This is a genomic window from Nonomuraea lactucae, from assembly GCF_003313395.1.
In the GTDB taxonomy this organism is placed as follows: Bacteria; Actinomycetota; Actinomycetes; order Streptosporangiales; family Streptosporangiaceae; genus Nonomuraea; species Nonomuraea lactucae.
Genome location: NZ_QNFZ01000968.1, coordinates 1 through 10,963 on the forward strand (window position 1 = coordinate 1; position 10,963 = coordinate 10,963).

The 10,963-nt window shown below is 70.8% G+C and carries 12 protein-coding genes; 6 read left to right on the forward strand and 6 right to left on the reverse strand.

Translation table 11 applies throughout. The features are described 5' to 3' along the window. Positions 1-44: 44 nt before the first annotated feature. The 6 genes from DQW85_RS34135 to DQW85_RS34160 all read right to left on the reverse strand — a co-directional run bounded on the left by DQW85_RS34135 (position 45) and on the right by DQW85_RS34160 (position 6,186). Positions 45-635 carry a NifU family protein gene (locus tag DQW85_RS34135; RefSeq protein ID WP_113703886.1) on the reverse strand — a complete coding sequence of 197 codons (591 nt, stop codon included), beginning with the start codon at positions 633-635 and terminating at the stop codon, positions 45-47. A gap of 6 nt (positions 636-641) precedes the next feature. Continuing rightward, positions 642-2,435 carry a nickel-dependent hydrogenase large subunit gene (locus DQW85_RS34140; RefSeq protein WP_240197607.1) on the reverse strand — a complete coding sequence of 598 codons (1,794 nt, stop codon included), beginning with the start codon at positions 2,433-2,435 and terminating at the stop codon, positions 642-644. Positions 2,436-2,451: 16 nt separating this feature from the next. Further along, positions 2,452-3,495, reverse strand: coding sequence for an NADH-quinone oxidoreductase subunit B family protein (locus tag DQW85_RS34145; protein ID WP_113703887.1), 1,044 nt, complete (start codon positions 3,493-3,495; stop codon positions 2,452-2,454). Between the two features lie 144 nt (positions 3,496-3,639). After that, positions 3,640-4,437 carry a class I SAM-dependent methyltransferase gene (locus DQW85_RS34150; RefSeq protein WP_113703888.1) on the reverse strand — a complete coding sequence of 266 codons (798 nt, stop codon included), beginning with the start codon at positions 4,435-4,437 and terminating at the stop codon, positions 3,640-3,642. A 159-nt stretch (positions 4,438-4,596) separates the two neighbouring features. After that, a complete protein-coding gene (locus DQW85_RS34155) occupies positions 4,597-5,526 on the reverse strand; it encodes a radical SAM protein (protein WP_162795597.1) in 930 nt (309 codons plus the stop codon). A gap of 75 nt (positions 5,527-5,601) precedes the next feature. Beyond that, the gene (locus DQW85_RS34160; protein WP_113703893.1) at positions 5,602-6,186 is read right to left on the reverse strand and encodes a TetR/AcrR family transcriptional regulator; all 585 of its coding nucleotides are present in this window, start codon (positions 6,184-6,186) and stop codon (positions 5,602-5,604) included. Between DQW85_RS34160 and DQW85_RS34165 the strand changes: the two genes are divergently transcribed. The 6 genes from DQW85_RS34165 to DQW85_RS34190 form a co-directional block, all read left to right on the forward strand. Further along, a complete protein-coding gene (locus DQW85_RS34165) occupies positions 6,177-7,091 on the forward strand; it encodes an NmrA/HSCARG family protein (RefSeq protein ID WP_113703889.1) in 915 nt (304 codons plus the stop codon). The two genes, DQW85_RS34160 and DQW85_RS34165, sit on opposite strands and share 10 nt — an antisense overlap. A gap of 150 nt (positions 7,092-7,241) precedes the next feature. Next, entirely contained in the window at positions 7,242-7,565 is a 324-nt protein-coding gene (locus tag DQW85_RS34170) for a DMT family transporter (protein WP_113703894.1), read from the forward strand. After that, positions 7,562-8,119, forward strand: coding sequence for a TetR/AcrR family transcriptional regulator (locus tag DQW85_RS45020; protein ID WP_162795598.1), 558 nt, complete (start codon positions 7,562-7,564; stop codon positions 8,117-8,119). The genes DQW85_RS34170 and DQW85_RS45020 overlap by 4 nt, the downstream gene beginning before the upstream one ends. Positions 8,120-8,143: 24 nt before the next feature. Next, positions 8,144-8,698, forward strand: coding sequence for a GNAT family N-acetyltransferase (locus tag DQW85_RS34180; RefSeq protein ID WP_113703890.1), 555 nt, complete (start codon positions 8,144-8,146; stop codon positions 8,696-8,698). Continuing rightward, positions 8,695-9,000, forward strand: coding sequence for a DUF952 domain-containing protein (locus DQW85_RS34185; protein ID WP_113703895.1), 306 nt, complete (start codon positions 8,695-8,697; stop codon positions 8,998-9,000). Before DQW85_RS34180 ends, DQW85_RS34185 begins: the two co-directional genes overlap by 4 nt. 1,124 nt (positions 9,001-10,124) lie before the next feature. Next, on the forward strand, positions 10,125-10,963 hold an 839-nt coding region (locus DQW85_RS34190; RefSeq protein ID WP_240197608.1), incomplete at its 3' end, for a thioesterase II family protein.

Genomic DNA, 10,963 nt, shown 5'->3' on the forward strand with positions numbered 1-10,963 from the left:
GGCGCAGCGCGCCGCCCGCCAGGCTCCCCGTCATCGCGCCCGCCTCACGCCCGCGCCCCGGGCCGGTCCCGCGAGGAGGCCCTGAGCAGGCTCTCCACGGGGATCACGACCGGAGGCGGCGCGCTCTGCTCGATCTCGACCTCGACCCGGTCGATCTCCGGTGCGGCGTCGCGGACCGCCTCCTCCAGGGCCGACCGCAACGTCCGCGCGGACGACCCGCAGCCCTCGCGCGGGCGCCGCACCAGCAGGCGGACGACGTCGTCCTCGACCGCCAGGACCTCCACGCCCGCCCCGTCGAGCCGCCCCGCCGTCTGTCCTGCCATCTGTCCTGCCGTCTGTCCTGCCGTCTGCCCCAACGTCTGCCCCAACGTGCGCTCGACGGCCTGCTCCACGCGGGTGCGCGCGTCGAGCGGGTGCAGGCCATGCAGCAGCAGCAGGTGCGAGACCAGCTCGTCGGACGCCACCCGCTCCGGCAGCCCGCCGCCCGCGGCCGACACCACGGCCATCACGCGCGACAGCGCCTCGCCGTACAGGTCGAGCAGCGTCTCGGCGAGCTCGACGGCCCGCGGGCCGGCGTCGTCGTCCAGCAGGGCCTCGATCCTGCGCATCCGCTCGGCCAGGTCGTCGTCGTTCACGGCGGCCTACCCGGACAGGCTCGTGCCGAGCGTGGGGGAGTGCACCTGCTTGAGCACCCTCCCGCCGCCGAGGTACATGTGGACGCCGCAGGGCAGGCAGGGGTCGAAGCTGCGGACGGTCCGCATGATGTCGATGCCCTTGAACCCGTCGGGACCGTTCTCCTCGAAGATGGGCAGGCCCTGCACCGCGTCCTCGTACGGCCCCGGCGTCCCGTAGATGTCCCTCGGGCTGGCGTTCCACGGGGTGGGCGGGTACGGGTGATAGTTGGCGATCTTGCCGTCGCGGATCACCATGTGGTGCGACAGGACGCCGCGCACGGCCTCGTGGAAGCCGCAGCCGATCGCCTCGTCGGGCACCTCGAAGTCGGTGAAGACCTGGGTCCGCCCGGCCCTGACCTCGGTCAGCGCCTGCTCGACGAAGTGGAACGCCATCGCGGCCGCGTATGCGACGAAGTACATGCGGGCCCGGTTGCGCTCGATCGTGTTGGCCCATTTCGGCACCTGCCACTCGAACCGCATCTCCGGGAAGGCGGCGCTCTTGGGCAGGTCGATCTGCACGCTGTGACCGGTCGCCCGGACGTTCCCGGTGTCGACCAGCCCGGCCAGGGCGGTCGCCCAGAGCCGGGCGAGCGGCCCGCCGCCGGTGTCGAGCGCCAGGTAGTCGCCGGTGCGCCCGTCGAACCAGCGCGGGCTCATCACCCAGCTGTACCTGCCGCCCTCCAGGTCGCGCTTCTGCGGCCTGGGCAGCGTCGTCTGGTTCCACGGGTGGCGCTGGTCGACCGGGTTGCCCAGCGGGTCGTGGGTGACGAAGGTCTCCTCGTTCTCCCAGTCGTCGTAGTAGGAGCTGCCCAGCAGGATCCTGATGCCCAGATTGATGTCGACCAGGTTGGTGGTGATCAGCTCGCCGTCCAGGACGATCCCAGGCGTGACGAACATCTGGCGGCCCCAGTCGGCCATGTTCCGGTAGTCGTAGTCGACCACCGCCGGCTCCTGGAACGACCCCCAGCACCCGAGCATGACCCGGCGCCGGCCGACCTCCTCGTAGCCGGGCAGCGCCTGGTAGAAGAAGTCGAAGACGTCGTCGTTCATCGGGACGGCCCTCTTGATGAAGTCGAGGGCCTTGATCAGGCGGACCAGATAGTCGGTGAACACCTGCGGCGTGGCGACCGTGCCCACCCCACCGGGGTAGAGGGTCGAGGGGTGCACGTGCCGCCCCTCCATCAGGCAGCACATCTCCCGGGTGAGCCGGCTGACCTGCAGCGCCTCGCGGTACATCGCGCCGGTGAACGGGTTGAACGCCCGCATGATGTCGGCGATCGTCCGGTAGCCGTGGATGTCGCCGCGGGGCGCCTCGGTCGTCTCGGCCCGGCGCAGCAGGCTGGGGTTGGTCTCCTTGACCATCTGCTCGCAGTAGTCGACGAACACCAGGTTGTCCTGGAAGAGCGTGTGGTCGAACATGTACTCGGCCGCCTCGCCGAGGTTCACGATCCAGTCGGCCAGCGGCGGCGGCTTGACGCCGTAGGCCATGTTCTGGGCGTAGACCGAGCACGCCGCGTGGTTGTCGCCGCAGATGCCGCAGATCCGGCTGGTGATGAAGTGCGCGTCACGCGGGTCCTTGCCCTTCATGAACACGCTGTAGCCACGGAACAGCGACGAGGTGCTCTTGCACTCGACGACCTCGCTGTTCTTGAAATCGATCTTCGTGTAGATGCCCAGGTTGCCGATGATCCTGGTGATCGGGTCCCAGGACATCTCCACGAGCTGCCGGGTCTCCCGGTCCTGCTCCGAACGTGTCGTCACCGCGACGTTCCCCCTTCTACCCGCGCCAGCGGGGCTCGTATCCGCTGGTCAGCCTCGGGCCGTCGTGACGCCACTTCGGCTCCTTGTTGACCGTCTTGTTGGTGATGGAGCGCAGCCTGCGGATCAGCCGCCCGTAGGCGCCGGTCATCCCGGCCGAGACGGAGGAGCCGGGCGGCTGGTCCATGAACGGCATGAACTTGTCGGGGAAACCGGGCATCGTGCAGCCGATGCAGATGCCTCCCACGTTGGGGCAGCCGCCGATGCCGTCCATCCAGCCGCGCTTGGTGACGTTGCAGTTGACGACCGGACCCCAGCAGCCGATCCTGACCTGGCACTTGGGCGAGTTGTAGTCGTGGGCGAAGTCGCCCTGCTCGTAGTAGCCTGCCCGGTCGCACCCCTCGTGCACGGTCTTGCCGAACAGCCAGGTCGGCCGGAGCTGCCGGTCGAGCGGGATCATCGGCGCGAGCCCGGCCGCCTGGTAGAGCAGCCAGGTCAGCGTCTCCATGAAGTTGTCGGGCTGCACCGGGCAGCCCGGCACGTTGACGATCGGGAGGCCGCCCGCGGAGCGGAAGCCGGAGCCCAGGTAGTCGGCGAGCCCCATGGAGCCCGTCGGGTTGCCGGCCATCGCGTGGATGCCGCCGTAGGCCGCGCAGGTGCCGATCGCGACCACCGCCCACGCGTTGGGGGCGAGCCGGTCGATCCACTCGTTGACGGTGATGGGCTGGCCGGTCACCGGGTCGTTGCCCATCGACGTCCAATATCCCTCGCCGTTGATGTGCTCGTTGGGGATGGACCCCTCGACCACGAAGATGTACGGGCCGAGCTCGCCCTCGGCGGCACGGTGGAAGGCCGCCATGAACTCGCCGCCCGTCTCCGCCGCCAGCACCTTGTTGTGCAGGTGCACCTTCGGCAGCCCCGGCACGAGGCCGAGCAGGACGTCCTCGATGCTGGGCAGCGTCGCGGCCGTGATGGAGACGGTGTCCCCGTCACAGCTCATCCCTTCGGAGGTCCACAGGATGTGAACCTCGTCCAGCGTGGTGTCCGGCACGGCTGTGCTCATGGCCTTCAGCCCCCTCGTCGGCCTGGCATCGCCTCGGCGTGGCGCGCGTCGTCGAGCCACACGCCGGACAGTGTCCGAATGGTGACTCTCTGCAGTGCTCTACCTCATTGGCGAGGGTGGCAAACCATGACACCCGGGATGAGGTCAGCCGCGCCTGGTCCCGAGGACGACCAGGTAGGGCCGCGGCTGGTGTACGCCGCCGTCGGTGCGGAAGCCCTCGTAGAAGTCGGCGAAGACCCGGTGCAGCTCCTCGCACCGCTCGGGGTCCAGGGAGTCGGCGAGCACCCTCGTCGGCCCGTACACCGTCGAGAACAGCTCCCAGACCTCCTCACCCGAGGCGCCCTCCTGGGGGGCGTCGCCCTCCTCGAAGCGCAGGTCGAAGTCCTCGCCCAGGCGTCGCTCCACGTACTCGCGGTCGCCCCACTGGAACGGCGAGCCGGCCCCGGGCGGTGGGGCGGGCATGTAGGGCGCCATGACCTTGAACATGTCGACCGTCCCGTGCTCGGAGCTCCAGTGCCCGAGCGCCAGCCGGCCGCCGGGCCGGCAGACCCGCGCCAGTTCGCGGGCCACCGCCTCGTGGTCCGGGGCGAAGATCGAGCCGACGCACGAGGTGACGGCGTCGAAGCTCGCCGTCTCGTACGGCAGCTCCTCGGCGTCACCGACGTCGTAGCGGACGTCGGCGCCCTCCTCGCGGGCCAGGCTCCGGGCGGTCTCGATCAGGGCGGGCGCGAGGTCGAGTCCGGTGACGTCCGCGCCCGTACGCGCCAGGCGTGTCGCAAGCGCGCCGGTCCCGGTCCCGACGTCCAGCACGCGCTCCCCGGGCCGGGGGTCGAGCGCCCGCGCGAGATGGTCGAGCAGGGGAACGTAGTGCTCCGGAAACCCCTCGTAGGAGCCTGCGCCCCAGACGAGGCTCTGCCGCTTCTTCAGTTCCTCGAAAGCCATGCCCCCTGCTCCCCCCGGTCGAGAACGCGCCCACCGGTCCAGAACGCGCCCAGGAAACGGCCGGCGGCGAAACCCCGGCCGCTGACGCCTCACCCCTGCCCCCGCCTGAACTGCGAAAACTCGCCATGCCGCCGGTGGGCCGGTGAGCGGGACGGCGATTCAGACCAGGGCGAGCTGGGGGTAGCGGGGCAGGCGCGGGGCGGGCTCGGGCGGGCCCGAGCGCATGCCGTACAGGTGGCACAGCTGCTCGATCTGGCCGGTGATGCGCTGCTCGTAGCCGGGGGAGGGCAGCCCGGCGCGGTCGTAGAGCTCCTCGTAACGCTCGACGAGGTGCGGGTGCGCCCCGGCGAGCCAGTCGAGATACCAGGCGCGGGTGCCGGGCGGCAGCCGCAGCACGATCGGCTCGATCGCCTGGGCGCCGGTGGCGGCGATGCGGCGGACGGTGGCCGACAGCTGGTCGGCGGCGTCGCTGAGCAGCGGCAGCACCGGCGCCATCAGCACCCGGCACGCCACCCCCGCCTCCACCAGGGCCGACACCAGCTCCAGGCGGGCCTGCGCGCCGACCGCGCCCGGCTCGACGGCCCGGCGGATGCGCTCGTCGACGAACGCTATGGAGATCGCCACCTGCGCCCCGGCCCGCTCCAGGAGCGCGGCGTCGCGCAGCACCAGCGGGCTCTTGGTGTAGACGGTGAACGGCACGGCGGCCTCGCCGAGCGCCTCGATGACGCCCGGCATCAGCTGGTAGGTCCGCTCGGCCTGCTGGTAGCAGTCGCCGCTGACGCCCACGGCCAGCGGCTCGCCGTCCCAGCGGGCCAGCTCGGCGCGCAGCCGCGGCACGGCGTTGGGCTTGACGACGATGCGGGTGTCGAAGTCGCCGCCGGCGTCGAGCCCGAGCCTGCGGTGGCCGGCGCGGGCGCCGCAGCCGCGGCAGGCATGGGCGCAGCCTCGGTAGGGGGAGACGGCCCACCGCTGGGCGATGCCCGCGGTCCGCGGCACCCGCTCGATCATCGTGCGGGCCTGGGTCTCGTAGAACCCGCCGCGCAGGACGGCCCGCCGCTCGATCAGGGGACGGTCGTCGGCGGCGTCCACAAGCGAAAGCGAGTCCCAACCCACAACGCCCAATGGAACACGCTTTCGACTCTGTTTTCAAGCAGTTCCTCGGGTTTAGGTCCCTTGGGAGGGGCTGAGCCCTTCGACGGCGAGGTGGAAGAGGCGGTCGGCCTGGGCTGCGGGGTCGCTTTGGCGTTCGGTGGCCAGCGCGATGCCGACGGCGAGGGTGAGCAGGTCGTGGAAGGTGATGTCCGGCTTGACGGCCTTGTCGCGGATGGCGCGCCGGGGCAAGCGGGCGCCGGCCGCTTCGAGCGCGTTGCCGCAGGAGTGCGGGTCGGGCTCGTTTGTGGGGGGCGCGTAGGCGAGGGCATCGGCGAGTCCGCGGGCGGAGACGGCATAGCCGACGAGGTCGTGGAGCCAGTCCAGGAGCGCGCTGCGGCTGTCGTCGGCTTCGAGCAGCTGACGGGCGCGCCCGCAGAGGCTCTCGATGCGCTGCTGGAAGACGGCTTCGAGCAGCGCCTGGCGGGTGGGGAAGTGGCGGCGCACGGTGGCTGATCCGACGCCGGCGGTGCGGGCGATCTGCTCCAGGGAGGCGTCGGCGCCGTGCGTGGCGACCTCGCCTTCGGCGATGGCGAAGGGAAACGGCGGCCCCCGCCGTTTTCGGTGTTCGGCCCACGAGGAGGGAGACCATGACCGCAAACGCCACTCCAGTCCTGGTCACCGGAGCCACCGGCCGCCAAGGCGGGGCTACGGCCCGCGCGCTTCTGGCCGCTGGCACGCCGGTACGTGCGCTCGTGCGCGACCCGCACTCGGAGCCCGCCGAGAACATCGAGGCGCTGGGCGCTGAGCTGGTGAAGGCGGACCTGTCCGACCGGGCCTCGTTGGATCCGGCCCTCGATGGGGTCCGCGCGGTGTTCTCGGTGCAGATGCCGCCAATGACCGAGACCAGCGTCGACTTCGCGGGAGAGCTGGCCCAGGCCGCCAATCTGATCGACGCCGCGAAGGCGGCAGGCGTCAGGCATTTCGTGCAGTCCTCGACCAGCGGGGTCGGCGAGCACACCCAGGCCCCCGGCTGGGCGGAAGGCCGCTGGGTGGCGATGCAGGGCTACTTCGACACCAAGCAGACGATCCTGGAGACGGTGCGGGGTGCGGGCTTTGCCCGCTGGACGGTGATCAAGCCCGCGTTCTTCATGGAGAACTTGCTCGGGTTGGTGCCCAACGGGCCCCGCGGCGGCCTGCTGACGGTGCTGAACCCGGACACCGAACTGGCGCTGGTGGCGCGTGAGGACATCGGCGCGGCCGCCGCGCACGCCGTCAACGACCCTGACCGGTTCCACGAAGTGGAACTGGAGCTTGCCGGCGACCGGCTCACGATGACACAGATCGCGCAAACGTTGTCCGCCGTGTGGGGTGTGCCCATCGCCGCGCCGTCGATGAGCCTGGCTGAGGCCCTCGCGGCGGGCATGCCGATGTGGGGGGCCGGACACGAGTGGAACAACGTAGTCCGCCAGCCGGCCCGGCCCGAGTTCGCCCTGGCGCTGGGGATCCCGGTGACCACGTTCGCCGACTGGGCGCGTAAGCATCTGACGCCCGTGGTCCGCTGACAGCACCCCGGGACGGCCTGCTCCCAGGTTGGAGAAGAAGGAGCATTTCGCGCATCGGGCCGAAGCGCCGATCCGCCCCGGCAGGGCCTATGGCTGGTACGCGGCAGGAGCTAAACTGGTACGGCTGTACCACTTTTGGAGGAGGCCGCCATGGCCTGGCTACTGCTCGCCCTCGCCATCACCGCGGAGGTCCTGGCCACCACCGCGCTCAAACTCAGCAACGGCTTCGCACACCTCGGCTGGTCGGCCGTCGTCACCGTCGGCTACGTCACCTCGTTCCTCCTCCTCGGCCAGGCTCTGAAGCTCCGGCTCGAGGTGGGCACCGCCTACGCCGTCTGGGCGGGCGTCGGCACCGCCGCCATCGCGCTCATCGGCGCCGCCTTCATGGGCGAGTCCCTCACCCCTGTGAAGATCGGCGGCATCCTGCTCATCATCGGCGGCGTGGTCGTCCTGAACCTGACAGGTGCCCATTGATCCCCGGCGCCCCCAACGCGCCCGCCCAGGAACGCGGCCGGCTCCGGCGCGCCACCCTCCTGGGCGCCGCCGTGGAGCTGCTCACCGAGGGGGGCTTCGCCGCGGTCACGCACCGCGCCGTCGCCCAGCGCGCCGGCCTGCCGCTGGCGGCCACCACCTACTACTTCGCCTCGCGCGACCAGCTGCTGGCGGAGGCGTTCGCCCAGCTCGTCGAGGCCGAGCTCGCCACCACCCGCGACTGGATCGCCGACCACGGCCTGACCGGGCTGCCCGACCTCATCGCCGCCGCCGACCGCACCCGCCAGCTCGGCCTGTGGGAGCTGTACGTGCACGCCGGCCGCGACCCCGTGCTGCGCCAGATCGCCCGCCGCTGGACCGACGGCTGCGTCCACCTCGTCGCGCAGGCCCTACGCCTGCCGGACGGCGACCCGCGCGTCCGCCTGCTCTACACGGCGCTGTCCACCCTGTGGCTGGAGCTCATCGTCGAGCAGCGCCCGCCCGCCGAGACCCGCGAGCTGCTGGCCCACGCGGTCGAAAACGCCTCGCGTCCGTGACGGCGGGTTACCTACACTGCACCCGTGCTGAAACCCGACTACCCGATCCTCACCGAGCGGTTGCTGCTGCGCCCGCTCACGCACGACGACCTGGAGGCGCTCCACTCCTACGAGTCGCGCCCCGACGTCGCCCGCTACCTCTACTGGGAGCCGCGCGACCTCGACGCCGTGCGCGTCCAACTCGAGAAGAGGACGACCCGGGTCGCCCTGCACGAGGAGGGCGACGCCCTCGAGGTCGCCATCACGCTGCGCGACAGCGGCCGGTTGATCGGCAACGGCGTCCTGATCTGGACCAGCAGGGAGCACCGCCAGGGGGAGATCGGCTACGTCCTGCACCCCGACCACCACGGCCGCGGCTACGCCACCGAGGTCGGCAGGGAGCTGCTGCGCCTCGGCTTCGAGGGGCTCGGCCTGCACCGCGTGGTGGGCCGGCTCGACGGCCGCAACACCGCCTCGGCCCGCGTGCTGGAGAAGCTGGGCATGCGCCGGGAGGCGCACCTCGTCCAGAACGAGCACGTCAAGGGCGAGTGGACCGACGAGGTGATCTACGCCATGCTCGAGACCGAGTGGCGGCCGTGAGCATCCTGCACCTGGCGCTGCGCGCCGACTGGGCGGCCGCCCGGTCGGCGGGCGACTACCGCGTCTCCACTCTCGGCCGGACCCTGGAGCAGGAGGGCTTCATCCACTGCAGCCGCGACCTGGAGCAGTTGCGCGGCGTGCACGCCGCGTTCTACGGCCACGTCAGCGACCCGCTGGTGGTGCTGGAGATCGACCCGACCGGTCTGGACGTGCGCTTCGAGGGCGGCTTCCCCCACGTGTACGGGCCGATCCCGCTGGAGTCGGTCACCGCGGTCCGCCCGTACGAGCCCACCACCGCCTGACCGTCGCTGACCGTCGTCTGACCTTCGCCTGAAGGCGGGAGCCTTTCCGCCGCGCCTTTCCGTCACGCGTTTCCATCGCCGCTTTTCCGCCGCGTCACGCGCGGGAAAGCCTTTCACCGGTGATTTGCTTTCGCCGTGAGCCCGGGGCGCGAAATGAGGGCATCGGCGGTTCCGCGAAACAGGCGCGGCACTGACAGGCCGGAGTCGAGATGGACGGGCAATTGTGTTATAGCGCTTTCACGTCGTGGAGGTTGTTCTCCCAGCCATGGCAGCACAGGGGTGTCGAGGCGGGGAGTTGACACAGGCTGGAAACTGTCTCTCCGCATCTTGACAGTCACGCATAATCTGGGTCGGGTCCCGCGTCGACGCGCGATGGCGGAGCGGGAGGATTAGCAGAGTGGCGTTCGGCCACTATCTGGGACTCCAGGGCTGACCCTGCATTCTCGGCATGCATGAACATTTGCCGAATTCCTCCCTCTTCACGCCATGAGGCGCGGTGACCGAGCTCACCGGTCGGCTCCGCAGGCGGCACCCCCCGGCCACAGCGCACCCGCATCCCACCCCAAACATCCCCAAAGCCCCCATAATCCACGAAAGCGGTCGCAACACCCCAAGAGGTGACGCCATCCCATTATCGGCCGGACCGAATCAACGGTTAAGCCCACAAGAAGGGTCGACACGCTCTATCACCGGACACCGAGTCAGGCAAGATCACAACAGGGATGGGTTGCTGTTTCGTGGAAGGTTGCGGCCTGTGGTAAACGCATCGTTGACTCCGCCCGTAAGTCCCGGATATAAGAGTCTTGCCGCAGTTGACGTCACATCACATGAAATGTGATAGTCGTTCGGTCGAAATCCTATTGAGCGTTTAAAAACGCATTTGTCGAGGAGCGCCGTTACATGGCGAATGACCACCTCTACAATCAGCGACGTACACATCCGCCGACGCCCGCCACAACTCCTCCCGCGCCCCACACGGCCGCATCCCGCCGGGGAGGTGCTGGGCGATAGCCGGCCAGCTGACCGCGGCGCCCCAGGGTCGCCACCCCGCCCACCCGGGCCGCGCCCGCACCATCTTCTGCCTCCCGTACGCCGGAGGAGGCGCCGGCGCCTACGCCGGGCTCCTGCGCGAGCTCACCGGCGTCCTCCCCGGCGTCACGGTGAGCCCCCTCCAGCTCCCCGGCCGCGAGAACCGCATCGCCGAACCCCCGGCGTTCACCGTCGGCGACGTCACCGACGAGATCGCTCCCGGCACCGGCGAGCCGTACGCCCTGTACGGCCACAGCATGGGGGCCCGCCTCGCCTTCGAGGTGGCCCGTGAGCTGCGCCGCCGCGGCCTGCCGCAGCCCTCGCGGCTCTACGTCGGCGGCGCCCACCCGCCCCACCGCAAGGTGCCGCTGGCCGCCACCGCCGACCTGCCCGACGACGCGTTCATCGACCAGCTCGTACGGCGCGCCGGAGCCCTGGCGGAACTCAAGCACGAGCCGGAGCTGCGCGAACTGCTGCTGCCGGTGCTCCGGGCCGATTTCGGCTGGATCAGGAACTACCGCTACACCCCCGAACCGCCGCTGGACGTCCCGATCGTGGCCTTCACCGGCCTCGACGACGGCGAGGTCGGCGCCGCCGACATGCTGGGCTGGGCCAGGCACACCACGGCCGGGTTCGGGCTGCGCACGCTGCACGGCGGCCACTTCTTCGTCAAGGACCGGCCCGCCGACCTGGCCGCGCTCATCGCCGCCGACCTGTCCGGACGGGTCGAGCCGCCGGAGGCCGACGAGGTCCACCTCTGGCTGGGGGAGCGGCCCGGCGGTGCGGATCCGCGGCGGGTGCTGCGCCGCTACGGCGGTCCGGCGGGCGGGGCCAGCGCGAGTCACGCGGGTGGCCTTTCGCTGGTCGCCGTGGCCCCCGACCACCGGGTCGGTGTCGCCGTGGCCCCGCCGGGGCTCTCGATGGGCGCCCTGAT